Source organism: Chitinophaga sancti, from assembly GCF_034087045.1.
In the GTDB taxonomy this organism is placed as follows: domain Bacteria; phylum Bacteroidota; class Bacteroidia; order Chitinophagales; family Chitinophagaceae; genus Chitinophaga; species Chitinophaga sancti_B.
This window is the reverse complement of the sequence record NZ_CP139247.1, coordinates 465,820-490,400: the sequence shown is the minus strand read 5'-3', so window position 1 is coordinate 490,400 and position 24,581 is coordinate 465,820. Positions and strand designations below refer to the sequence as shown.

Annotated in this window: 20 protein-coding genes and 1 pseudogene; 17 read left to right on the top strand and 4 right to left on the bottom strand. The window is 41.3% G+C overall.

Annotation, left to right across the window (positions count from 1 at the left end; genetic code table 11):
• Positions 1–97 precede the first annotated feature (97 nt).
• From SIO70_RS02090 to SIO70_RS02080, 3 genes are read left to right on the top strand one after another with little or no spacing between them, the layout of a single operon-like run.
• Positions 98–3,394 carry a SusC/RagA family TonB-linked outer membrane protein gene (locus SIO70_RS02090; RefSeq protein WP_320579017.1) on the top strand — a complete coding sequence of 1,099 codons (3,297 nt, stop codon included), beginning with the start codon at positions 98–100 and terminating at the stop codon, positions 3,392–3,394.
• Positions 3,395–3,406: 12 nt separating this feature from the next.
• The gene (locus tag SIO70_RS02085) at positions 3,407–4,798 is read left to right on the top strand and encodes a RagB/SusD family nutrient uptake outer membrane protein (protein WP_320579015.1); all 1,392 of its coding nucleotides are present in this window, start codon (positions 3,407–3,409) and stop codon (positions 4,796–4,798) included.
• On the top strand, positions 4,798–5,943 hold the full coding sequence (locus tag SIO70_RS02080; protein ID WP_320579013.1) for an AhpC/TSA family protein: 1,146 nt from the start codon (positions 4,798–4,800) through the stop codon (positions 5,941–5,943). The genes SIO70_RS02085 and SIO70_RS02080 overlap by 1 nt, the downstream gene beginning before the upstream one ends.
• Positions 5,944–6,046: 103 nt before the next feature.
• Here SIO70_RS02080 and SIO70_RS02075 read toward each other — a convergent pair whose 3' ends face one another.
• Positions 6,047–7,342: a spondin domain-containing protein gene (locus tag SIO70_RS02075; RefSeq protein WP_320579011.1), complete on the bottom strand. Its 1,296-nt coding sequence runs from the start codon at positions 7,340–7,342 to the stop codon at positions 6,047–6,049.
• Positions 7,343–7,475: 133 nt separating this feature from the next.
• Here SIO70_RS02075 and SIO70_RS02070 point away from each other — a divergent pair, with 133 nt between their 5' ends.
• The 3 genes from SIO70_RS02070 to SIO70_RS02060 all read left to right on the top strand — a co-directional run bounded on the left by SIO70_RS02070 (position 7,476) and on the right by SIO70_RS02060 (position 10,327).
• Positions 7,476–8,180, top strand: a complete 705-nt coding sequence (locus tag SIO70_RS02070; RefSeq protein ID WP_320579009.1) for a response regulator transcription factor — start codon at positions 7,476–7,478, stop codon at positions 8,178–8,180.
• 9 nt (positions 8,181–8,189) lie between these two features.
• Positions 8,190–9,674 carry an ATP-binding protein gene (locus SIO70_RS02065; RefSeq protein ID WP_320579007.1) on the top strand — a complete coding sequence of 495 codons (1,485 nt, stop codon included), beginning with the start codon at positions 8,190–8,192 and terminating at the stop codon, positions 9,672–9,674.
• 416 nt (positions 9,675–10,090) lie between these two features.
• Complete coding sequence (locus SIO70_RS02060; RefSeq protein ID WP_320582081.1) at positions 10,091–10,327, top strand: response regulator; 237 nt, start codon at positions 10,091–10,093, stop codon at positions 10,325–10,327.
• A 200-nt stretch (positions 10,328–10,527) separates the two neighbouring features.
• On the opposite strand, the pseudogene SIO70_RS33320 reads toward SIO70_RS02060, so the two are convergent.
• Positions 10,528–10,590: pseudogene (locus tag SIO70_RS33320) on the bottom strand (hypothetical protein); the annotation flags it as partial.
• Between the two features lie 334 nt (positions 10,591–10,924).
• Between SIO70_RS33320 and SIO70_RS02055 the strand changes: the two are divergent.
• The 9 genes from SIO70_RS02055 to SIO70_RS02015 all read left to right on the top strand — a co-directional run bounded on the left by SIO70_RS02055 (position 10,925) and on the right by SIO70_RS02015 (position 20,037).
• A complete protein-coding gene (locus SIO70_RS02055; protein WP_320579005.1) occupies positions 10,925–11,398 on the top strand; it encodes a hypothetical protein in 474 nt (157 codons plus the stop codon).
• Positions 11,399–11,456: 58 nt separating this feature from the next.
• Positions 11,457–12,089: a hypothetical protein gene (locus SIO70_RS02050; RefSeq protein ID WP_320579003.1), complete on the top strand. Its 633-nt coding sequence runs from the start codon at positions 11,457–11,459 to the stop codon at positions 12,087–12,089.
• A complete protein-coding gene (locus tag SIO70_RS02045; RefSeq protein ID WP_320579001.1) occupies positions 12,076–12,852 on the top strand; it encodes a sensor histidine kinase in 777 nt (258 codons plus the stop codon). Before SIO70_RS02050 ends, SIO70_RS02045 begins: the two co-directional genes overlap by 14 nt.
• A 4-nt stretch (positions 12,853–12,856) precedes the next feature.
• Complete coding sequence (locus SIO70_RS02040; protein ID WP_320578999.1) at positions 12,857–13,522, top strand: response regulator transcription factor; 666 nt, start codon at positions 12,857–12,859, stop codon at positions 13,520–13,522.
• Between the two features lie 106 nt (positions 13,523–13,628).
• Positions 13,629–14,108, top strand: a complete 480-nt coding sequence (locus SIO70_RS02035) for a hypothetical protein (RefSeq protein ID WP_320578997.1) — start codon at positions 13,629–13,631, stop codon at positions 14,106–14,108.
• Between the two features lie 825 nt (positions 14,109–14,933).
• The gene (locus SIO70_RS02030; protein ID WP_320578995.1) at positions 14,934–16,004 is read left to right on the top strand and encodes a hypothetical protein; all 1,071 of its coding nucleotides are present in this window, start codon (positions 14,934–14,936) and stop codon (positions 16,002–16,004) included.
• Positions 16,005–16,006: 2 nt separating this feature from the next.
• Positions 16,007–17,185, top strand: a complete 1,179-nt coding sequence (locus tag SIO70_RS02025; RefSeq protein WP_320578993.1) for a trypsin-like peptidase domain-containing protein — start codon at positions 16,007–16,009, stop codon at positions 17,183–17,185.
• A gap of 2 nt (positions 17,186–17,187) precedes the next feature.
• Positions 17,188–19,155, top strand: coding sequence for a hypothetical protein (locus SIO70_RS02020; protein WP_320578991.1), 1,968 nt, complete (start codon positions 17,188–17,190; stop codon positions 19,153–19,155).
• An 18-nt stretch (positions 19,156–19,173) separates the two neighbouring features.
• Complete coding sequence (locus SIO70_RS02015) at positions 19,174–20,037, top strand: FRG domain-containing protein (protein ID WP_320578989.1); 864 nt, start codon at positions 19,174–19,176, stop codon at positions 20,035–20,037.
• Positions 20,038–20,343: 306 nt separating this feature from the next.
• On the opposite strand, the gene SIO70_RS02010 is transcribed toward SIO70_RS02015, so the two are convergent.
• Positions 20,344–21,639, bottom strand: coding sequence for a hypothetical protein (locus SIO70_RS02010; RefSeq protein ID WP_320578987.1), 1,296 nt, complete (start codon positions 21,637–21,639; stop codon positions 20,344–20,346).
• A gap of 172 nt (positions 21,640–21,811) precedes the next feature.
• Here SIO70_RS02010 and SIO70_RS02005 point away from each other — a divergent pair, with 172 nt between their 5' ends.
• The gene (locus SIO70_RS02005; RefSeq protein WP_320578985.1) at positions 21,812–22,831 is read left to right on the top strand and encodes a sensor histidine kinase; all 1,020 of its coding nucleotides are present in this window, start codon (positions 21,812–21,814) and stop codon (positions 22,829–22,831) included.
• Positions 22,828–23,529: a LytTR family DNA-binding domain-containing protein gene (locus SIO70_RS02000; protein ID WP_320578983.1), complete on the top strand. Its 702-nt coding sequence runs from the start codon at positions 22,828–22,830 to the stop codon at positions 23,527–23,529. The genes SIO70_RS02005 and SIO70_RS02000 overlap by 4 nt, the downstream gene beginning before the upstream one ends.
• A 237-nt stretch (positions 23,530–23,766) precedes the next feature.
• Here SIO70_RS02000 and SIO70_RS01995 read toward each other — a convergent pair whose 3' ends face one another.
• Complete coding sequence (locus SIO70_RS01995; protein WP_320578981.1) at positions 23,767–24,576, bottom strand: AraC family transcriptional regulator; 810 nt, start codon at positions 24,574–24,576, stop codon at positions 23,767–23,769.
• Positions 24,577–24,581: the final 5 nt, after the last annotated feature.

Genomic DNA, 24,581 nt, shown 5'->3' with positions numbered 1-24,581 from the left:
GGACTAATTATTATTTAATATCCAAACAACCAAAATTATGCAGATAACTGCTAATGGCAAAATATTGCCATTTATGTCACCAAAATCGCTTTTAATTATGAAGCTTACAGCCTGGCTTTTATTGGCCGCTTGCTTACAGGTTCATTCAAAAGGCATCGCACAAATTACCCTTACTGCTCAAAAAGTTCCGCTGGAAAATGCACTACAGCAAATCAGGAAACAAAGCGGATATAACCTGGTCTACGATGTAAACATGGTAAAGGATCAGAGCCACCCGGTAAATGTGCACCTTGTAAATGCATCTGTGGAATCTGCACTGGAAGAGGTACTACGCGATCAACTACTTACTTTTCAAATCTCCGGGGGCAACAGTATTTACATTATTGAACGTAGCAGGGGGAATGCACCTGCTGCCCCCCGGGACACCATCATTAAAGGTATTGTCACAGGAAATGATAATACACCTCTACCAGGTGCCACTATCAAGGTGAAAAACACGAGAATAGGGACCAGTACAGATATTCAAGGTGGGTTTGAATTGAAATCCGTACCGGGAAACGCTGTAATCCAGGTATCCTATGTAGGGTATGATAATTATGAACAGCCACTGAATGGCAGGAGTTTTGTTGCAGTCCGCCTCAAACCCGGCAGCAGTAAGCTGGATGAAGTACAGGTAATGGGATATGGTACTACTACCCGCCGCTTTTCCACAGGCGATATTGCTACTATCAGTTCCAAAGAGATCGAGTCACAACCGGTTACCAACCCTTTGCAGGCACTCTCAGGCCGTTTACCCGGTTTGCTGATCACTGAGCAAAGCGGTACGCCGGGTGCAGGTATCTCTGTTCAGATCAGGGGAATCGCCTCCCTCCTTTCCGGTACGAATCCCTTGTATATCATTGATGGCGTACCCTTCACATCGGAAGCTGTTTACACTGCCGGTGGCAATAATGTGGGCTATCTTAAACCTTCTTTCGGCAGCAGTCCGCTAAACAATATTAATCCGGCAGACATCGAAAGTATTGATGTGCTGAAAGACGCTGATGCTACCGCTATTTATGGTAGCCGTGGTTCAAACGGGGTGATACTGATCACCACCAAAAAGGGGAAACCAGGCAAAACGCGTTTCGATGTCAGTGCTTCTACCGGTTCTACCCGTGTAGGTGATGTGCATAGCGTACAGGTACTTGATCTGAAAAAATACCTTGAAATCCGCAGAACGGCTTTTGCCAATTCAAATGCCACACCCACCGCTACCAATGCACCGGATCTGAAGGTATGGGATACCACCCGCTCTACAGACTTCCAGCAACTGATGATAGGAAAAGCAGCGACTACAAATGATGCTGCAGTTTCTTTTTCAGGAGGCAGCCAGCAGACCAATCTCCTGCTGAGTGGAAACTATCACAGGGAAACCGCTATCATTCCCGGTGATTACAATTATCAGAGAGGTGCTGTTCATTTTACAGCCGCACATTCTTCCGTCGATAGAAAGTTCACTGCCTCCATGGGTGCCACCCTTTCCTGGGATAAGAATAATAACGTAGCCAGGTTAGGATATTCTTACGACCTCGCGATGGTTGGACTCACAAAAGCGCCTAACTTCCCGCTATATGATAGTACAGGCAATCTATACTGGATAAACAGCTCTTCTCTTAATTATGAAAATCCACTGTCTTATATGTATAAGCAGTATAGTATGAAGAATAACAATATCATCGGCAATATTTCTCTGGGGTATACACCAATAAAAGGATTAAACCTAAAACTAAACTCCTCTTATAACAAGCTATTGTCAAATTCACAGAACCTGAGCTACAGCAAGTCGATCAATCCATATGACAATACATTGCCCGGTGCACTCTTTATGGAGAATGTGCTGACCACCTGGAACGTGGAACCACAGGCGGAATATTCGCGCCAAATCAGCCAGGGCATTTTGAATGTATTGGCGGGCTCCACATTTCAGTCCAGTTCTTTTGACCAGCCGTATTACCTGGTTGCCAACAACTATACCTCCGATGCATTGCTCACCAGCCCCAGCGCTGCAGGTAACCTGAGTGTTTATACCTTTTCATCTCAATATAAATATCAATCTGTATTCGGGCGCATCAACTACAAATGGGATAATAAATATATCCTGAACGCGAATTACCGCTGGGATGCCAGCTCTAAATTTGGCAAAAATAACCGGTATGGTAGTTTCGCTTCCATTGGCGCCGCCTGGCTCTTTTCGCAGGAAAAGTTCATGCAGCCTTTAAACCCGGTGCTAAGCTTTGGAAAGCTGAGAGCCAGTTATGGTACCTCTGGTAACGACCAGATCAGCAATTATCAATACCTGGATACCTACTCTACTACCTATTACGGTTATAATAGTGTAGGAGGTATTATTCCCAGCAGGATCTCCAATCCTAACCTTAAATGGGAGGTCAATCATAAAAGAGAGATTGGACTAGAGCTTGGATTTCTCCAGGACAAAATCCTGTTTACCAGCGCATGGTTCCTGAACAAAACCAATAACCCGCTGGTACAGGGACCTCTTGCTACCGTGACAGGCTTTTCTTCATCTTATATGAACCTGCCTGCTACTATCAAACAGGAAGGTATGGAATATAGCCTGACTGCTCAACCGGTGAAAACCAAAAATTTCTCCTGGTCAGCGGCTTTCAATATTACCTTTGCCGATACCAAACTGACCTCATTTCCCTCCCTCACCAGCACCTCCTACGTATACAACTATGTAGTAGGCGAATCGATGAGTGCAGTACATGGCTACAAATACCTGGGCGTAGATGCTACTACGAGCCTGCCCAATTTCCTGGATGCCAACAATAACGGGACCACTGCATATAGCTCCGAAACAGGCCTTACTAAAAATGGCCTGGGCGATTATGTTTACCTGGGCAAATCGAACCCGGACTACTATGGAGGATTGAATAACTCATTCCGTTATAAAGCCTTTCAACTGGATATCTTCATCCAGTTTACCGGGAAAAACATGAAGAAAGGTGCGAAGTCTCTGATCACTGCAACAGGATATAATCCTATTAATATGCCAGCATCGTCCTACAAACTGTTTAAGGAAACAAATGGTAAGATCGCAACCCGTACTTTCTCTTATTCCGAAGGGTCTGCCTATTTATCCGGCGTAAAATACCAATTGTCAGACGGTGTATATAGCAATGCCGCTTATGCGCGTCTTAAAAATATATCCCTGGTCTACAACTTTAGCAGCGAATGGCTTTCCCGTGTAAAAATGACAGCTGCACAGATTTATGTGAGAGCACAAAATCTGTTTACCATTACCAACTTTGATGGATCTGATCCCGAAACGGGGGCTGCAGGTATTCCTCCATTAAGAACCATTACCGCTGGCTTAAAACTTTCATTCTAAAAAATGACGCAAATGATCCGCAATATAAAATCTATCATATCAATATATCTTTGCCTTCTTTTAGTGGCAGGCTGTAAAAAATTCGCTGATGTAGACGTTCCGTCCAATCAGCTAAGTTCAGGGAATGTATTTTCAACGAATTCGACTGTGAAAGCTGCCATAAGTGGCATGTTCGTGACACTCTCTACCTCTGATTCGTATGAACTACAACTGGGGCTCTCTTCATATACAGGCATGTCAGCCGACGAACTGGATTTCAACAGTACGTCAGATACCTATGATCCATTTGTCAACAATGCAATTGGCTCCGATAATACCAGTATCCAAAATCTGTGGACGGACTTGTATGAAGTCAACTACCAGGCCAATAGCATCATTGAAGGAATTACTAACAGCACGGCTACACTCACAGATTCAATCAAACAGGATGCACTGGCCGAAAGTAAATTTGTAAGAGCCTTTTGTCATTTCTACCTGGTGAATTTATGGGGAAGTGTTCCATTGGTAACTACTACCAACGTGACAGTGACAAAGAACATTGCAAGAAGCAGCACTGATACTGTATACCAACAAATCATTGCTGACCTGGAGAGTGCTGCTGCCAACCTGAATAAGAACTATACCTTCTCCGGCGGAAAACGTATCATGCCTAACAAATATGCGGCGATGGCCTTACTGGCCAGGGTACACCTCTATCTTGGTAACTGGCAAAAAGCGGCTAACTATTCCGATTCTGTTATAAATCATAGTAACGGACTTTATAGCCTGCTCTCTTCTGCCAATATAGGCACTATTATGACGGCGAATAACAGTGAAGCAATCTGGCAACTGTCATCCAGCGGTACTACCGGGTATACAATGGAAGGTCAATATTATCTCATTATCAGTCCTACTCCGTCTTACCTGGTCTCTGACCATCTCTTAGCTGCATTTGAAACCGGTGACCTCCGGTTATCCAACTGGATAGGGAGTGTAACGGTTGATAACGTGACCTATTACTATCCTTATAAGTACAAATTGAAAGCAACCAATACTACCTCCCTGGCAGAAAATGCCACCTACCTCCGGCTGGCAGAGCAATACCTGATCCGTGCAGAGGCTAACATGGAATTAGGAAATACGGCAGATGCCATTACGGACATCAATATCATCCGTAACAGGGCCGGGTTGAATAATACCACTGCTACTTCAAAGGAAGAAGTCAGACTTGCTATTGAAAAGGAAAGACAAACTGAATTATTTACAGAATATGGTCAACGGTGGATGGATCTGAGACGCACCGGGAGAATAGATGCTGTACTGGGAGCAGAAAAAAGTAACTGGACTGCAGATGCTGCCCTGTTTCCTATTCCCCTGAATGAATTGTATAATGATATTCATCTTACCCAAAATCCAGGCTACTAATGAGGACATATAAATGGCTGGCCATACTCTGCCTGACAGGCCACATAGCCAATGCACAGGTGGGTCGTTATGAGGTTGAGGGTACACTAACCAGCAAGGATAATGCGACTAAAATATATGTGACGCCACTATCTATCACTGGCGGAGGATTTGGGTATCAAGGGATCATGGATAGTGCTGTTGTAATGGATGGACATTTCCGGCTTACCGGTACCATAGACGGTCCTAAATATGTGCAGCTGACATTGGTGACGGCAGGAGTTGTGATTGAAAGCCGCGCTACTGAACGCAGGAATATACTTAGGATGTTCCTCACACCGGGTAAAACGAGGATTTTGGGAGATAGTATCTTCTCCCGTTCCCAGGTGGCCGGTAGTGCTTTGAATGACGAATACAAGATGTTGATCACTATGTCCGGGCATTATGATGCTATTTTGAGGCCACTGCATGATCACTATTATGATGCGCTGTATCATGCAGATATACCGGTGATGAAGCATTACAACGATTCGCTAAATACAATAAAACTTCAGCGAATGCAGGCATTTGCCGGGTTTGTAAGTGCGCATAACAATTCTCCTGCCGCCATACTTGCAGCATCGTTGTTGTCCGAACCAGGCAATATTGATACGCTGTTCTCTGCTGCACTTGCCCACTCTCCTGATGGCCTGGCCTATTCCAAAAAACAGGAAGCTCATCGCCCCAAAATGAAAACAGGAGAAAAGGTACCTGATTTTACTTTAACAGGTGCAGACGGGAAGAAAGTAAGTCTGTCTGGCTATGCCGGAAAATATGTACTCATTGATTGCTGGGCCAGTTGGTGTGGACCCTGCCGTAATGAGATTCCTTTTATGAAGAAGCTGGATGCTATGATAAAAGGATCATCCTTTCAGTTATTGCCGATATCAGTAGATACAAAAAAAGAGGACTGGATGAAAGCTATCAATGAGGAACAAATCAGCGGTTGGACCAATATTTCTGATCTGAAGGGCATGAAAGGAATTGTTCCTACCTTATATGGTGTTCAATCCATTCCGCATAATTTCCTGGTAGGGCCTGATGGTAGGTTGCTGGCAGAAAATGTGCATGGAATAGCACTGTTAGACCTGCTTGCTAAATATTTACCGGTTAATGATAAACAATAGCGGGAGGAGATACATTTGTTATAGGTGGCATTTCGAATATAATTGAATCATATACAAAAGCAGCCGGTCCTCACTAAGGCCGGCTGCTTTATGATGATCTTGTTTATTGCAAGGTTACTTTGATAATTTTAGTAAGTTCGGGTAAAGTGGTAAAACTATTAGGATTCGGTACTGCCTGTATAGGAATGTTTTCCTGCAATGGCGTACCCGCAAGGTTGAACTGGGTAATGCCAGCTCCTGGAAACTGGTTGATCGCCGTTCCATCATCAAATAAACCAACAGAACCTGATACGTCACCTTTCTGTGTAGCGTCTATACCATTGCCCGTTGTGGCAAAAAACCAATCATTGGAGAATCCGTACATGGTGGCTATGGCAATCCTGTCACCTGCTACTATATTAAGCAACTGAGATACTTTACCGCCATCTGCGCCGTTAATTTTGGGTAGTAAAACCGTGCTGGTGGGCGCAGGCAATACATATACATTCTTCACCCCTGCCTTCGTTTTCAGCACGGCAGCCAATGCATCTGCGCTTCCTTTTTGCGCCAGGTCTTTCAGCCCTTCAGCACGATCATTTTCACCCACTTTATAAAATGGATTTTCACTGCCATCGTATACGACTACCAATACGGGAGACAAAGGAGTAAAGATCCCTGTATTGCCAGTAAGATAAGTGCTTAAGGCTGTATTGTCTCCCATTTCTGCAATATCCGTCAGGCCGTTTGCTGTTGGTTTATTTGCTGAATAGATGGGCTCGGGAAGTAACAAATTGCCGCCAGCTACATAAGATATGGCCCAAACGCCCGGGCTAAAGGGAGTTTCGTTGGACGTACCGCCTGAGGTGTTCATAATCGTAGCCGTAAATGTAGAGTTACCGCTGTAGGCCAATGATACTTTGATCAGGCTGGAAGCCGGTAGATATGTATTACCGTAATCATCGGTACTCATTACTTCTTTAATGTTTTGTGGTGAAGTTACTGCAGTTCCGGGATGCGTAACATTCATTCCCGGCGCCTGGTTAACGCGGGTACCATTATCCCACAACTTGATCTGGGTCGATACATCGCCGGTGATGGGGGTACCGTCATCATTATACAATTTAATACCCGGGTTCTCCGGTGCAAAAAACAGGTCGTTACTCCAGCCATACATAGTCGCAAAAGTAAGCCGTTGGTTCTTTGCTGCCGAGAAAGTAAAAGATACTGATTGCCCGGGAAGGATTACCGGAGGGGTTCCTGTACCTTTGAATGTGCCTGATTCTACTAATGGTTTGCTATCCAGTACATTCTCTATTGTAATGGTGTTAGATTGTTGTTTTATTTCCTTGTCTTTGCTGCAGGCTGCCAGAAATACAATTACAAATAATGCTGTTAATGGTTTTAGGATGTTCTGTTTCATTTTTCTATTTTTTGATAAGACAAAGGAACAGATGTGATATCCCAAAGCGATTGCAGAAGTATAACAAAAGTATCACAGCGCTATTTCCACGGTATTTTTACTGATTTTTGATAAAATTTTATACCTCAGATTTATGCACAAGGTGCTTATTATAGAAGACGATACCCATATTGTAGAATTACTCAGCATTCACCTGAATGATCTTAACTGCCATGTATGCGCCGAAAGTAATGGCCAGCGGGGATTGGCTGCGGCTAAAGAGCAATCCTTTGACCTGATTATTCTGGATATTATGTTGCCAGGTATTAACGGTATGGAGATATGCAGGAGGATCAGGCAAACTGACCGGCATACACCTATACTAATCTTGTCGGCCAAGTCGGAAGAGATTGATAAAGTAGTAGGATTGGAAACCGGCGCGGACGATTACCTGACTAAACCTTTTAGTGTACGGGAGTTTATTGCCAGGGTAAAAGTGATTTTCCGGAGGAAAGATGATGCTATTGCTGTCCATGAAAAATTGCCTGCATCTGCTGTCATACGATTTTCAGGACTGGAAATCGATACGGATAAAAGAAAAGTGATGCTCCATGATACCCGTGTAGATCTTTCGCCTAAAGAATTTGATTTGATTACCCTGCTGGCAGCTAATCCCGGGAAAAGCTATAGTAGGAAACGGTTGTTAAACCTCGTATGGGGTTATGATTTTGAAGGATATGAACATACAGTCAACTCCCATATCAACCGGCTTAGGGGCAAGATTGAGGAGGATATTTCCAACCCCAGATTCATCCTCACTACCTGGGGCGTTGGGTACCGTTTTAATGAAGAATTATAAAACAACATTATGTCTGTAAGAACTATCCGGGGCAATCTTTTATTCTGGAAAATAGCCACTGTATTTTCCGTCCTGCTTATCATATTGGGAATCGTGTTTGTGTTGATTGCTTCTAAGTTATCCAGGTCTTATTATACGATGGCACACCAGGAGCTATACGGTAATGTAGCATCACACCTGGCCAGCTTTACACATCCATTGAAAAATGGCCAACCAGACACCACCGTCACACACGATATTATTCATTCCATTATGGTGGCCAATCCAAGTGTGGAAGTCTATTTACTGGATACTACGGGAAAGATCACCGACTATGTAGTTCCGGATAAATCGGTCCAGAACCACCAGGTGGATATCAGCAAAGTAAAACAATGGCTGAATGTTAAAAATGGAGAGCGCCCCCTTGGTGATAATCCTAAACAGCCGGACGAGCCAGGTATATTCTCCGCAGCACCGGTATACGAGAACGGGCAACTGACTGGTTATGTATATGCAGTATTAGCCAGCGAAAAGCAAAGGGAAATACTTACTACACTTAACAGCCATTTGTATTACCGCCTGGGGATGTATATTTTCTTCTGCGCCCTGGGAATCGCATTTATTGTGGGCGTCATTACTTTTTTCCTGATTACGAACAGTATCTGCGATATTGCAATGGTTGTCCGAAGGTTTAAGGAAGGCGATTATTCTGCCCGCATAGAAGGTCATGCCAAAGGTAACCTGGGTATGCTCACTTCTACATTTAATGAAATGGCGGACGTTATCGTGGACAATTTCGACAAGATAAGTGCCACAGATAAATTCCGGCAGGAGCTGATTGCGAATGTATCCCACGACCTACGCACACCTTTATCCATTATGCAGGGTTATGTAGAGACGCTGATGATCAAAAAAGATAGCCTGGCAGAATCAGAAAAAAATAAATACCTCTCGGTAGTGCTGGACAGCTCCAAAAAATTATCGGTGCTGGTAGAGCAATTGTTTCAATATGCCAAACTGGAAGCCAATCAGGTAAACCCGGAAAAAGAACAGTTCCAGCTTAGCGAACTGGCTTCCGATATACTGATGGCTTACCAGCTCAAAGCAAAAGAAAAAGGTATTAGCTTAAACCTCAATACTGAGGGTAACCTGCCACTTGTGTTTGCTGACATTGCGCTTACAGAAAGGGTATTGCAGAACCTGATAGATAATTCCTTTAAGTTTACCTCTGAGGGTGACAGTATCACCATCCAATTACAACAAACCAGTGCCGGTGTAAAGGTAGAAGTTGCTGATACTGGTATCGGCATCGCACCAGAAGACCAAACTTATATTTTTGAACGGTATAAGTATTTACATAAAGATGGGATTCCCAAAAAAGGAATGGGCATCGGTCTGGCTATCGCAAAAAAAATATTGGAGCTGCACCAGTCGTCAATACAGGTAAACAGCGCCCCGGGAAAGGGTGCGGCTTTCTGGTTTGTGCTGCCGGCAGTTGCAGGAGTTGGTATATAAATTTCGATTCGGGAAACCAATTTCTAGGACTGATACTATTTGTCAATTCGGATTTTCCAAAGGAATAGCTATAATATTTCTAGTAATCGAACTGTTGTTTTGCGTCGATAACCGCTGGGTAAAATTTCCCAGCCAGTGCCTGTAATGCCATCCTGAAGTGCCTATAATTGTTTTTGCTCTGGACATATTAATTTTTAACAATCGTACTATTTGGCATGCTTTTTTTTATTCACTAACCACAATTAAAAATGCAAGTATGAAAACTAAAATTGCTCCCCACAAATATTGATCATTGATGACGAAGGTGACCTGTGCCTGCTTTTAAACATACTACTGGAAGGGAAAGGAACGAAAGTAGAATATGTGCAAAGCATTGCTAAGCTGAGGAATATCTTCTACAGGAAAAGCCTTCTTTAATATTATTAGACAATCGCCTGCCAGTTGGTTTTGGCATCGACTTTCTTAGCGTTGTAAAAAAGGAACATCCCACAGTAAAAGTGATTATGATCTCTGGTGTTGATGCAGCTGCTCAGGATGTAGCGCTGGAAAATGGTGCTGATGCTTTTCTCAAAAAACCATTTACCAAAACGCAGTTGCACCAGGCGGTTACGGAGTTACTGAATACGGAAGAAGCTGTTATTTCGCTGTCCTGAACTTGCAATTACATTCAATTCATTTTGTTGAAATATTTCAACCCGGAGAAGGTACCAGTAATTAAAACTGTCTTTTTCACCGTTTATAGTTTATTGTGGTCGTCTTATTGACCCTACAAAACTACTATGAACCTTTTCCGGGAACTTATATCCTTTGCGTAAAAAAACCGCTTTCAGGTCTTTGGATTGAAGGCGGTTTTTTAATTAGAATTTATAGTCCAAAGAAAAGGGTAAAAGTTAAAGACTTTATCACCATTTAACTTTTGAACTTCGTTTCTCCAATTTGTCCACCTATTGCCTTCATAAAATTAATCCAGGTTACTGTTGAAACAGAAATGTAAGAATTGGGTATAGCTAATTTGATGGTGTATTAAAAATAGCAATATGTTTGGGTGGGCTACCGTTATTTACCCGTATCTGAGGGTAAAATAACGGGGTGATTTTTCTCCCTTTTGGCCGTATTGCAATGGTAGCAATGGTTTTGGACACCGTTATTTATGGGTGGGCTTTTCACTGGTGAGGTGTCTGATCTTATGCTTTTGTCTTCTGCTTACTTTCACACCGGCATAATTTTCTTTAACCTCAATACTACAATTTATGGAACTAGCAAGACTTGCACATGGTACCCCTATTAATGAATCAGAAGCTCATGCTGCCCTTGGTGAAAGAAGGGCCCTAAGGGATAAAATGGATAGCATAATTTTACCTATTGTAACTGCATTAAAGGATCCTTCTTTGGTTCAATTTTTTACCAGCGAAGCAAACGCTTTTATTTTTAGTGCGAAGGATGTAATCGATATGCTGAAAGGAACGAATGCTGGTTTCCTTACGATCGTACTAGGTGCGCATGATACTGATAGCAGCGACCCTAATGGCCCTGGTTTTAAGATGGGAGACCAGACCGTCATGCTAGTACCTTGTAGTGGAGATGCTACTATCGATGCGGCTCGTACTCCTATTACATTACAAGCCCTGACATTTGGGAATAGCGCTGTGGCATTGGAACATCCGCCCACCACTGTTGTCAGTGAGATCGTGGGTGGTGTTAAATTGATCTTCCATATAGTCTGAGAACTTCATTACCTTGCATAAAGCGCACTACAACCCCTTTATGCAAATCCAGGAGATTTTGAGCAGGACCTCCATATGGAGTATCCTCTTACCCCTTTTTACCGGTATTATTTGTTTGAGACGTCTTGGAAAAGACTCACAGATCATCCTGGGGATAGTGGCCCTGGCCACTATCCCCCAGATATTGCGTGCTTTTATCAGTTCCGGGCCTGTCCTGAATATGGTCTATAATGCTTATACAATCTGTGAGGTGATCTTATATTGTTTGCTGTTTAGCGATAAGATCAATCATTATAATAGGAATAGGATCTTTATTATCACCGCGATGGTGATCCTTTTTTGTAATGTTGTGTTGACCATTTGCAATGGATTGCAGGAGCGGTTTATTAGTGAACTGGTCTGTCTGGATAATATCGCCTATACAGTATGGCTATTGTTAATAATACTGGATCAGTATGATGCTGAAGATAAAGGTATTGACCCAAATATGCCATTTTTCTGGTATTTGTTAGGCCTGTTGTTGTACGCACCTTGTACAATGCTGATCTATTCTTTGTGGAGCTATATTAAAAATCACCCCGATTCTGCCTTGAACCAGTTGTGGGTCATCCAGTATATTTTTAATATCACTATGTATGTATTGTTTTCTGTTGGTTTTTTGCACGAGTGTAAACGTCATGCTGATAGATAAGGATATCATTTTTAGTATGATCATCGCTACTTTGTTATTTTTATTGATGCTATGGTTTGTGATCACTTTCTGGCTTATCTATCGTAAGCGGAGACGTATGCACCTGGAAGAGAAGCAACAGTTACTGGCGACTTATGAACAGGAAATATTGCGGTCACAGCTGGAGATGAAAGAACAAACATTGAAAAATATATCGCAGGAGATCCATGATAATATAGGGCAGGTGTTAAGTCTGGCGAAGCTGAATGTGTGTGTGATGGAGGGGGAGGTACCTGATCCTCTTAAAGAGAAGGCGGCGGATACCAGAGTGCTATTGAGTAAGGTGATACATGATCTGCGTGACCTGTCCAGGAGTATGGATACAGATACAATTACCGAGAGAGGGTTATATGCGGCAATGGAAGGTGAGCTGGAGATGGTGAGGAAGACAGGGGTGTATGAGGTGCAGTTTTCAGTTGAGGGGCAAGTGGTGCGGGTGGATGCGAATAGGGAGGTGATACTTTTCAGGATCTTTCAGGAAATTTTGCATAATGTGATCAAACATGCGGAAGCAAGGGTTATATGTGTGACAATGAACTATGAGCATGATCAATGCGTATTAAGGGTGGTGGATGATGGGAATGGATTTGAAACGGGAGGTAGTTTTGAGGGGATGGGGTTGCGTAATATGCAGAAACGGTGCCGGCTTATACAGGCCGATCTTCAAATTAACCCTCATATTCCGAGAGGGACTGTGGTCAATATTGTATTTCCATTTAAATAACACTATGAAACCGATGATCCGAGTTGTTCTTGCTGATGACCATGTATTGCTGCGTAATGGTCTTGCCAGGGTAATAGAAAGCTTTGGCTCGTTTGAAGTACTTTTTGAAGCAAATAATGGGAGGCACCTTATTAATAGGCTGGATGCGAAGTGTCTGCCGGATATTGTATTGCTGGATATTAACATGCCCGAAGTGGATGGGTATGAGACCTGCCTGTGGTTGCGGGAGCATTATCCTTTGGTGAAGGTGCTGGCGCTGTCAATGTATGATAATGAGGCGGCGGTGATCAGGATGTTTAAGGCGGGCGCGAAGGGGTATTTATTGAAGGATAGTGAGCCGTCTGAGCTGAAGGCTGCATTATCAGCGGTGGCGGAGAAAGGGTTTTATTATTCGGAGATGGTGACGGGGACGTTGATACATTCTATTAGTAGTGGGGAAGATGGGCAGAGACGGTTTTTGCTGGAGCTGAGTGAGCGGGAGCTGATATTTTTGAAATTTGCGTGTACGGAGTTGACGTATAAGGAGATTGCGGATCAGATGTGTTTGAGTGCAAGGACGATTGATGGGTATAGGGATAATTTGTTTGAGAAGCTGAAGGTGAAGACGAGGGTAGGGTTGGTGATGTATGCCTTGAAGCATGGAATAGTGATGTTGGACAAGTTGCCGTGAGGGAGGTGAAATACAAAGTAGTGGGTATTTTTTTATTGGCGAGAATGGGGAAGTTTGTGAAACAACGTGGGACGGCTGTTTTTTTTACTATTCAATGTAATGCATTATGTCATTAAAAAAGTTGTCTGCTGGAAAATTTATTACTGAAGGTGCTGTGGGTAAATTACTGGAAATGCGGGAGGGTATTAAGAAGGTCACTGATCCGAAGATAGAAGCGGCTGTGGCTGATGCTGGGCAAGAGTACAAGGCTTTTTGTTGTAATGATGCTAATGGGTTTGTGTTCGATATTAAGCAGCTGAAGGAATTGATCAAACATAAGAATGCGCGGTATGTAGCGGTTATTATTGGAGCGCATTATGGGGAAGGGGAGGATAAGGGGTTTAAAAAAGGTGCACCGACGATGATGCTGGTAGCTTGTGAGGATATTCCAAAAGCAAAGACTGGTGCTAAGAAGCAGGTGTCTGTGAAGGCGTTGAAGACGGATAAAGGGTATTCAGCATTGGAACATCCGCCAGTGGTGGTGGTGAAGGAGGTAGCATTGGAAGGACTACATTTGAACTTTGCGGAGGTGCCGGATTTGAAGTAGCAGGATGATATATTAAGTTATGAGCCGGGAAGAAGCCGTGCCTTTTTATTTTATGGGATCGTCAATTTGAAGCTATTCTCCGGAATAGCTTTTTAATTTTCTGTACAGAACAGTGTAGGGTGGTAGGTGCCGCCTGCCTGGGTCGAGCAGTAGGGGGTGACGCAGTCTGTGCCGGCGGGTGTATAGTCGGCCCCATGGATCACTTGAACGGAATCTTTGATGTAACAGAAGTAATTGGCGCTATAGGTCTGTTGAGACCTGAATGCCAGAATGCCTCCTATGATTGAAAGCAGGACAATGAATGATAGGATCAGTTTAGCTTTTTTCATGTATTGAACATAAGTTTTTGTGGGGGGATTTTTTTGGGAGAAAGCGATCGGAGTTTGGAGAGGTGAAAACACCCTGGTAAAAAACGCGTTTTTCCCGTTGATAGAGATGTGGGGGTATATGATATTTGTATTGTAACGTTTTTGGTATACAATCACCCCAAATTGATCTCTTATGAAATGTTATTTGATTCCTCGTATTTTATTGGAGAAGGATTGAAAAATACAAACTAGTTGGTATTGATCGCGCTTTTAGCTTCTATTAATTTTTTATGATGAATACCTTCAATAAATGAAGCAGCTGTTTTATTACGGCTGTAAACGATTCCTATTTTCTGGCGCACCGCACCCTTTTTAATTACCTTTTATATTTTATTAAATGTTTAATAATCCCGCACTTGATGCATTCATTGGGTTAATTTTTATTTTCCTCTTGTATAGCCTGCTTGCGTCTGTATTGACCGAGTTTTATGCGCAGCTATTTAAGCAAAGGGGCAAAATGTTGAAAAAGTCCATTTACTGGATGCTGAATGATGATGTAACAGTGAAGAATGGACTTGCAACTGCGTTTTATGAGTATCCTCTTATTAAGTATCTGGCAAAATCAGGCAACCAGCAATTGCCTTCCTATTTTACGGCGGACAATTTTTCCCAGACGTTAATTGCTCTCCTGAGAGGGGATTACTTTGATCATACTATTCCGCAAATGGAATTGATAAGGAATAGATTGTCGGTGGCCCCAGATCTTAAGAATACTGTTTCGCAAACTATTGCGATTGGGGATGAAACGCGGAAATACCTTTGGATGCTTTGGGTAGATGCGGGGAATGATATTGATAAATTTAAAGCTTCCCTTGAGCAATGGTTTAATGATAGTCAGGATAGGACTACGGGTTATTATAAGCGATATACGCAGTGGATCACTTTGATTGTTGGTTTAGGGATCGCTATTGCGGGGAATGTCAATTGTATTGCTATTGCGCATTTGCTGTTGAAAGATAAACCTGCAAGGGAACAAATGGTGAATTTGGCGATCACCCAGTATAAACAGGTAGGAGATGATATTAAACAATTGCCTACGGCAAATGAAGCCGATTCAAAGGCGATTAATGAGCGATTGATGAATGATATTAACCAGGTACAGTTCACACTTGGATTAGGATGGGGATATAAGATCCAACCTGATACTATCCAGGAAAAAAAATTGATAGTTGGTATAAAGGATAGTGAGCAACGTTTTGATATGCTTGTCGGACAGATAAAGAAGGATAGTACTTTGACGGCGGATACTTTAAAGCGTTCGATACAACAGATAGAAAGCAGGAAAGCTGCATTAGAATATTATTATAAGCATATCTCCTTCTTGAAGGAATATGATGACTGGGGGGGGAGGATCTTAGGATGGTTGCTTACTGCGTTTGCGATTTCATTGGGGGCGCCATTTTGGTTTGATCTGTTGAATAAGATCATACAGTTGAGAGGAACAGGACCTAAACCTGTAGCTGCTAATACTGATGATGGGAGCCCTGCTACTACTACTGTATCTAACTCTGATAAAAGAAAAGGATAGTTATGAAAGTTGTATCAAATTGTTTTTTGAATGCGAGGGTGGGGGCCGCTAAAGTAATGGCTTCTAATCCTTCCTGGCTAAAACCTGGCGATGAGATTGAGATTGATGATGTGGTGATTGGGGATGCTATAGAGGGAAATTCTATTTGGTATCATGCGGATAATAATTGCTATTACTGGAGTGGGGGTATTGATAATGTGGAGTTTGAGCTGCCGGGGAAGGATTTAAGCAAGCTTACACCTCAAGATGCGATCGCTGTTATTGTCAATCTTAAGAATGCCATATTCGATCGATATTATAATAAGCATTTTATCATTGGTATAGGTGCGGGGGTTAAAAATGATAAAATAGACAATGATCTCTGTATCACTTTTTTCGTGTCTCAGAAAGATTCAGCCGGAGGTATAATACCTGACTATTTTGTTTTTAAGGGGTACCGTATTCCTACGGATGTAAAGTCGAGTGGGATTCCAGGGAGTCATCAATATGATCCTAATGTTAAATACAAATGGGTACTGGCTGATAAGGGGAATATTGCGCACTGTGGTGGAGGCTTGGTTGATAGTTCTGGAAACATGTGTGGGACACGGACTATTTACATGAGCAAGGATAAAAAGAATTACCTGCTTACTTGTTTGCATGTAGTGGCATTGTCTAAAATTGTCGATACGGGAGATCATTTTTGTCCTGATCTGAGCGATACCATTTTCCATTTTACAAGGGCTGGAAGTCCTTGCTTTAAGGTGAATAGGGGGAGTATCAATACATTGTGGGATTATGCTCTTATTGATATAGGTGCACATGATATGGATAATTTGTTTCCTCACCCATATCTTATTAGTACAAAGATTAGTAAGTACTATCTGAAAGAGGAATTGAAGGCTGGAATAATCGTTTACAGCTTTGGTGCTACGAGTGGTCCGCAGATAGGATCGATCACAGATCCAATGGTTGATATACAAATGATGGTGAATCAGCAAAATCGAAGTTATAAAGGGTTGATCCGTACTACAAAAATTTCAGAGCCTGGAGATTCTGGTGCCCCCGTGGTGGCTGTAGATGGTAGGCTGATTGGATATGCAGTCGGAGGTCTTGTAGAAAACACCCCTACAGAAAATGCCTGTACTTATTTAATCCCTTGGTATTATTTAAACGATCATCTTGGCTTTAAAATAGTTTAAAAATGAAAACGAAACTTCTTCTCTGCATCTTTGCACCTAGCTTGCTTTGCTTTCAGGTTAAATCTCAAATCGTATTTAAAGGGGTTGGGAATATCAAGGCAGCTCTAAAGACAACATCTCAAGTTCCTATTTCTGAAAAGGAGTATGTTATAACTTTTAAAGGATTTAAATTAGTACAATATAATCAGATTATAAATCATAGTACTTTACAGATTGGGGATAATATAGATACTAAGGGCACGTTGGTTTCTTTTTCCAAGGATAATACTAAAGCTGTTATTGAACCAAGCCCTGGAAAAGTAGCGCCTGCTCAAATTGATTTCAAAATAACCGGTGGACTTGATCCGATAGAAGATGGGAAGACTGCTGTTCTTCAATTCAGTGATGGAAAAAACGATCTGGGAAGCCTGACACTAACTTATAAGCCAAATGATGACGGTAAAAAAAGAAAAGGCAATACTTCTTCTACTGTTACGCTTAAAAAACTTGTAGGGTTAGTAGGAATTAAGATCGATGATCTTACCAATCCTACAACTGGAGATTGTTCAGGATCTGATGGGCAGAATCCTCTAGGAGCTGATATAGCTATTGGTAATCGGATTGTTTATCTGGCAGATAGGAACTTAACTTTCTATTATGATGATGAAAATAAGCTTTATCTCATTGGTAATTATGGGAAAGGATTTTTGAAAGGTTATTTATTTAATGGAACAAATCTGGTATATGGAGCTGGTGCAGTAGGTTCCAGTTTTACTAAGGAAAGAAAAATAGTGGTTAAAAATAATGAACCATTATCCTTTGAGGTAATTAATGTGAATCCCCAGGCATTTGATGTTGAAATTACAGACCTCGCTGATCGTTCAAATGCTGAATCCAATATTATGCTCGAATTGTTGGAGTCTGGAATGCAAAATGCTGTTACTACTGCGCAAAATGCAGAAAAATCAGCATTACCATATGTACCCACTGCGGAAGATAAAATCAGAGTAGCTATGTATCTTTACACAAGAGAGATGGATGAACTGTTACTTTTATTACAGTCGTATTGTATCTATAAGCAGAATGACATTATAAAATATAAATTAGATGCCAGGAAGAAGATAGATGAATATTTTGTGAATAACTTGGGGAAACCTGCTGGAGTACGATTTTCAGCTTTTCTGGCTGCTACATTTCCAAAGCAAACAGATGATGATACAAAATTGATTGAAGCCTTTCTGAAGGATTATAATTCATTGCCTGCTTCTTATTATAAGAACATCACACAAGTGCCATTAGTGGATGGTAGTTATGATAAGATTGCATTCACCTTTAGTGTGAAGGGAAAAACCAACACGCCATATAAATCCGTTGTTTCTCAAAAGACAGTGAATGCCTGGATTAAAGGTGGGTTTAAAGTGGATGTGAGTACAGGATTATATTATAGCGGTTTACAGGATGAGAAGTATTCCATACGTTCGGATAGCACCATTTTGAGTGATAGGAACGGCGCGGATTCTATTGTTGATAGAAGAAGTAAACTTTATAAGGAGAATAATGGAAAAGGAGAGTTTGGTTTTGCGAGCTTTTTACACTTTTATCCAAAGATAGGACCGAAGTTTAATATTTCTTTGAATATTGGTGCTGGGGTTACGTTCAGTGAAAAGACACGTATTAGATATCTTGCAGGGGTAGGTTTCTTGTTTGGGGCTGAAAATAGATTAGGGTTGAATGTAGGGTATATATTAGGAAATGTGAATAAGCTGAGTAGTCAATATGCAAATGGGATAAATACGAAGTTAAGCTTTGCAGAGGCAGGAAAGGACCCTGTTTATGCGCCTAAGTTCACCGCGAAGCCATTTATTAGTTTGACATATAATATTCCTTTTATAAAGAAGAAGGGTAGTGGTACGCAGACGGTGGATGCTGCAAGTGGTGGTGGTACTGCTGCTAAGGATGATGCTAAGGCGGCGGATAAGAAAACTGATTGATCTCATACATGAATTATAATGGCTGCACACAAAAAGAGAGCCGTGCCAGGGAGAATACATACTCCGAAAGGTAGAGAGAAAAAAAAAGGGGTATCATCGTTTAATGTTCCTCCTCAAACTGATAGTAGCATAAATGGATTGGAGATAGACAACCTGGAGAAATTTATACGTTTTATTGAAGGGGAAACGAATATGGAGTGTGTCCTTTTTAGAGGGCAGAATGCGGACTGGCCTCTTTTGCCGAAGCTGAGTCGTGTAAAGATACGTAGTGATAAAGCAGTCATTACAGAAAGAAAGATGTTGGAGGATTTTAAACGACTGGCAAAGGCACATATAACTAGAGTGCCAAGCAATGACTGGGAATGGTTGGCTATGGCACAGCATCATGGTATGGCAACCCGGTTGTTGGATTGGACAAGTAATCCATTAGCTGCTCTTTGGTTTGCCGTTTCACAGCCTGCTAGTGATGCTTATGGAGTGGTATATGTGTTATTTGTGCATGAAAAATCATTCTTACGACCAGAGGAGTTGAGCAAACTGGATCCGTTTAAGGAAACTGCGACAAAGGTATTTAGGCCTGAGATATCTACTATAAGGATCCAATGTCAGAGTGGGTGGTTTACTACGCAGGAGTTAGATAAGAGAACGGGAAATTGGGTTCCGTTTAATAAAACGTCTTCTTTTAGTAAGGATATAATACAAATAAAGATCCCCGCGAGATGCTTTTCTGGTATTAGATTTCAATTGGATAAGCTAGGAATAAACATGTTTTCTCTTTTTCAGGATCTGGATGGTACTGCTGCTTATGCAGAATGGTCACATACAATGTTGAAGGATGAGGAGGCGAAAGATGAGAGGTTGAGTAAGGGTAGGAAGTTGTGAGGGTATGTGGGATGGTGAGCGGTTTGAGATGTTTAATAGATGAGTTATTGTATAGTAGGAATAGCTTGGTGGAGATGATAGCTCCACCAGGCTTTTATCTATGAAGGTCAGGAGGGTGATGGGTATTTTAGTCGTTGACATAATTTAAAATGATCAAGGGAGTGTAAAATATTTTGTGTAAACTCCTTTCCCATTGTTTGAAACCCTGCCGGGATGGAAAGGGTGAATGGCTCGGCAGCAGCACCTTCCCCGGTTTTTGGTCCTATTGAGATAATTCACCACCATAGGCCATTAACACAGGAAATTTTACAGTCTCATCATCAACGCTGATTGCAAGCTGTCCACTTTTTCAATTCGCCACCCCTTATTTAGTTGCAGCTGCCATCCATGACCTTGTACAATATTATCTTTTACATGTAGACTATCTATTGTCGGTAATGTAATTACTTTCCAGTTCTTCATGAGCATACCACCATCCACTAATTTCAACTTTCCCCAAACATCATTTATTTCTGCGGTTGGATATACAGTACCCAATTCCCCCAGGTCAAATAAATTGTTAGGATTAAACACTATGTTCATTTTATCCAGGTTGATGATCAACACCGGTTGTTGCGTAAAAAGACGGGTATAAGTATCTTCCTGCTGTCGCCTGTTTTTCTCTTTCATTTGTTCTACAAGTATGATACTATCTCCCTTGTACTGCTTTTCCAGTTTTGCCAAAATAGCGGTAGCCGTTTGTTCAGGCACAGTCACCTGATAATATTTTTTTATCAAAGCTGGAAATGAAGAATTCGATTCGACTGATTGTGTCCAGCCTGGCGATTTCTCATATAGCAGATACCCATAAACAGGGCCGGTTATATAAGCCATGGATCGAATCAATGACAACTGGGTGCCAGCCTTATCAATCTCATGATACAAATGTTGTCTTATACTACCAGGTAGTCTACCCAATAGCATTCCTGTATATTCAGCTAGTCCCTCATTCATTTCCAGCAGGCGTTCGTTGTCAAAGGTAGAAGGAAACAATTCCTCTCTTTTTTTGCGAAAAAGCAGTGCATTCACCAAATCCTTCCTACGCTGATCAATCGGTTTGGCTAAGGCTGCTTTTAACGCCTGCAGTTCTAACAGAAAAAAGATACGTCCATTCGTAGTTGCCAGGTGGTCTATTGTCGGGCTAAGAGCAGGAAATCCAAGTTGATGTTGTATGCGGTGAAAGGATTCGTGTAACATAAGGCTTAGTCGTTCCTCCTTGTCAACTGGTAATGGCCATAATAGAATGGCCCACAACCGGCCTTGCCAGGTTATAGATGTATTGGCAACCATCACTTCCGGAGGTAACGTCCCTTTGTACAAGCCTTCTGTTATGAAGGTAAAGGTCCCTGCACTATCCGGCATATTTGCATAAGTGGTTCTGGAATGGGGATCAACTAGTAACATAGGGCCATAAAGGGGATATTTCCACATAAAGTTGTGGCTGCCTGCGGAGTCCGCTTGTCTGAAATAAGTGGCAGCAAGCAACATGGCAGTATCTACTCCCTGGGCAATCCCACGAAAGGTTATAGTGATTAGCATTAGCAATCCAATAATAGCTTTCATGTTTTTTTTGTGAAAATTAAATACTGGTCAGACAGGATAATCTCAAATTATACCAATGGCTTTATCCTTTTTACATTAGGTAATGTCGTTTTCATAACTACCGTTAATCCTGTAAATAAGACATTTGCTATAAAACGGATGTACTTTTTTACCATTTTCATTAATTTGGTTCATGCGACGTTTTTTACTACATGTGAGCTTTTGGCTGGGTTTCTTTTTTATATGGAACCAGATCACGTATTTTTATATCAGTGATAAGGGAAACCGTCTTTACTTTTCAGCGCTCGATGTAAGTTTGATACTCTGTGCCTTTTACGGCATTTATGCATACCTGATGCCCCGTTATTTTAAGCATAAGAACGTAACAAAGCTGCTATTACTATCGTTAATATATCTTATACTACTGGCAGTCGGATATGCTTTTATTATGAAGCTATTTTTGAACCACATGCTGGTTCCCATTCACTTTAATTTTTCATGGAACTACACTGATTTACAGTATAATCGTTTCTTCATTGCATTGTTGGGCTTGTTAGGAGGAGGTGCTTTAAAGCTGGCACTTGATCGTGTGAATGCCCAGCATAGACTTAATGCGTTGGAAAAAGCCAATTCATTGGCTGAACTGGCCTACCTCAAAGCACAGCTTAACCCTCATTTTTTATTCAATTCTCTTAATAGTCTCTATACACAATTAGATTTTGATTTGCCACAGGCTAAGATTACATTAGTGACTATAGCCGACTTATTACGCTACCAATTATATGAATGCAGTGCGGACTTTGTTCCCTTATCCAAAGAATTAATGCATCTGGAAAATTACTTTAATCTTCAGCGAATACGTACAGAAGCAACGACTATTTTAAATGTAAAAGTAGATAGTAATGACTTGACGATTTCTCCATTGCTGCTGATGCCATTCGTTGAAAATGCTTTTAAGCACGTGTCTGATGATGATAGCAGGGAGAATATTATACAAATCGATATTCACCTTACAGATGGGAAACTGCATTTTTATTGTATGAATACAGTCCCTGTTAAGGAACATTTATCTGCTACATATGATAGCACGGGCATTGGTTTGCAGAATGTAAGACAGCGACTGGAACTCTTATATTCCAATAAATATGAACTTACCACCAAAGAACTTGATAATAAGTATTACATCTATCTAAATTTAATCTTAAACCAATGATGAACTGTATAATTGTAGAAGATGAACCATTGGTACGTAAACAAATAGAAGGATACATTGAGAGAATACCTTATTTACACCTGGTTGGAACAGCACGTAATCCAATTATTGCCAAAGCTATTTTACAAACTGAAGTGGTTGATCTGATTTTTCTGGACATTAAAATGCCCCAGATGAGTGGTATTGAGTTTTTACAACGGCATGATGTGTTCCAGCAGGTTATTTTCATAACCGCTTATCCTGAATATGCTTTGCAGGGATTTGAGTTGAACGTTACCGATTACTTAATGAAACCTGTAACGTTTGAGCGTTTTACAAAAGCCTGTGAAAAGGCAAAAGTTAAAATTTGTGGTTCGTTAACTGTAAAAAATAACCTGGAACATCCTGATTATTTATATGTCAAATGCGATAATTGCTTAGAGAAAATAGCGTTTGTAGATATATTATTTATCGAATCTATGTTGAACTATGTACAAATAGTTACTACAGAAAGAAAGTATACAGTATACTCCAGCCTGAAAGCAATTAAAGAGCGTTTGCCTCAAAGTCTTTTTTTGAAAATACATAAATCCTACATTGTGGCTTTGAATCACATAAGTACCTTTGGGCAATCTCAGGTTCTAATCGCAGGACACAAATTACCAATAAGTCGCAGGAACCTGCAAACGATAAAACAGTATTTGACAAATATACAATAGCACCTGCTTTATATTTCGCTGCTACCAGATCGGCAGTCGCTGCGATCGGATTGGGTCTTTTAAATGAGTATTGGTTTTGGAAAATTTCATTTAGAAGCAGTCTTGTTAAAACAGCAGCACCTGCAATTGCTACATGGAAGTTATTCCATTCCTGCAGATGTTGTTGAATTGCCTTGTAACCGACAAATTCAGCATAGCTTATAAGGAGGTAATAGGTACAACCCAATTCAGGAGTGGTCAATACTTTTGTTGTAATGATGAGGCATTCACTCCAAATTCTTTTTTAAATACGGTGGAGAAATGTGATAAGTTTTCAAACCCGACTTCCAGGTAAACATCAGACGGTTTCCTGTTCTTTTGGGAAATAAGAAAATGGGCCATTTCCAACCTACGTTTTTGTAGCCATTTTTCTGGTGTTACGCTGAAGATCTTCATAAAATCACGCTTGAATGACGAAAGACTTCTGCCTGTTAATTTCGCGAATTGCACGAGGGGAACGTTGTATGAGAAATGCCGGTTCATATATGCTTCTAAATCTATTTTGTACGGTTCGCTGAAATCGAACAGAAAATCTTTTAATACAGGATTACGTAGCAATAATTCAATTGCTTCTGTGGTTTTAGCTTGCGCCAAAATGGGCGTAAGGATCTCTGGTTTCGCAAGATAGGGGAGTAATGAGTCGAAATATCCTCTCATAAACGCGTCGTTTTCTAACAACACATTGGAGGCTCCGCTATAAACTTTTTCTGATTTTATACCATATTCAAGGCTGTATTTTTTCAATGCATCTTGTGTCAGGAATATGTTTATGGAAATAAACTTATTACTTACGGGATCAATTTTCTTCACTGCTTTTACAAGCTGATTTTTCCGTATTAAACTCAATGTTCCGGTGTAATGTGAAACGGCTTTATTATCTGTGTAGAAGTCAACTGAACCCGAAACGATTAATCCTAAGACATGCTCGTATACAAATGGGTCGTGTTCCTGTTTCTCATCTTCGGTAAAGAAGGACAGTGCGATATTATGTTGAAAAACTGTTGCCATAACAT

Excerpts from the sequence above, each read along its gene's own strand:
- SIO70_RS02015 (WP_320578989.1), top strand. The coding sequence starts at position 19,174 with ATGGCTGCACACAAAAAGAGAGCCGTGCCAGGGAGAATACATACTCCG.
- SIO70_RS02055 (WP_320579005.1), top strand. The coding sequence starts at position 10,925 with ATGGAACTAGCAAGACTTGCACATGGTACCCCTATTAATGAATCAGAA.
- SIO70_RS02025 (WP_320578993.1), top strand. The coding sequence starts at position 16,007 with ATGAAAGTTGTATCAAATTGTTTTTTGAATGCGAGGGTGGGGGCCGCT.
- SIO70_RS02070 (WP_320579009.1), top strand. The coding sequence starts at position 7,476 with ATGCACAAGGTGCTTATTATAGAAGACGATACCCATATTGTAGAATTA.
- SIO70_RS01995 (WP_320578981.1), bottom strand. The coding sequence starts at position 24,576 with ATGGCAACAGTTTTTCAACATAATATCGCACTGTCCTTCTTTACCGAA.
- SIO70_RS02045 (WP_320579001.1), top strand. The coding sequence starts at position 12,076 with ATGCTGATAGATAAGGATATCATTTTTAGTATGATCATCGCTACTTTG.
- SIO70_RS02035 (WP_320578997.1), top strand. The coding sequence starts at position 13,629 with ATGTCATTAAAAAAGTTGTCTGCTGGAAAATTTATTACTGAAGGTGCT.
- SIO70_RS02020 (WP_320578991.1), top strand. The coding sequence starts at position 17,188 with ATGAAAACGAAACTTCTTCTCTGCATCTTTGCACCTAGCTTGCTTTGC.
- SIO70_RS02090 (WP_320579017.1), top strand. The coding sequence starts at position 98 with ATGAAGCTTACAGCCTGGCTTTTATTGGCCGCTTGCTTACAGGTTCAT.
- SIO70_RS02080 (WP_320579013.1), top strand. The coding sequence starts at position 4,798 with ATGAGGACATATAAATGGCTGGCCATACTCTGCCTGACAGGCCACATA.
- SIO70_RS02005 (WP_320578985.1), top strand. The coding sequence starts at position 21,812 with ATGCGACGTTTTTTACTACATGTGAGCTTTTGGCTGGGTTTCTTTTTT.
- SIO70_RS02040 (WP_320578999.1), top strand. The coding sequence starts at position 12,857 with ATGAAACCGATGATCCGAGTTGTTCTTGCTGATGACCATGTATTGCTG.
- SIO70_RS02010 (WP_320578987.1), bottom strand. The coding sequence starts at position 21,639 with ATGAAAGCTATTATTGGATTGCTAATGCTAATCACTATAACCTTTCGT.
- SIO70_RS02065 (WP_320579007.1), top strand. The coding sequence starts at position 8,190 with ATGTCTGTAAGAACTATCCGGGGCAATCTTTTATTCTGGAAAATAGCC.
- SIO70_RS02085 (WP_320579015.1), top strand. The coding sequence starts at position 3,407 with ATGATCCGCAATATAAAATCTATCATATCAATATATCTTTGCCTTCTT.
- SIO70_RS02000 (WP_320578983.1), top strand. The coding sequence starts at position 22,828 with ATGATGAACTGTATAATTGTAGAAGATGAACCATTGGTACGTAAACAA.
- SIO70_RS02075 (WP_320579011.1), bottom strand. The coding sequence starts at position 7,342 with ATGAAACAGAACATCCTAAAACCATTAACAGCATTATTTGTAATTGTA.
- SIO70_RS02030 (WP_320578995.1), top strand. The coding sequence starts at position 14,934 with ATGTTGAAAAAGTCCATTTACTGGATGCTGAATGATGATGTAACAGTG.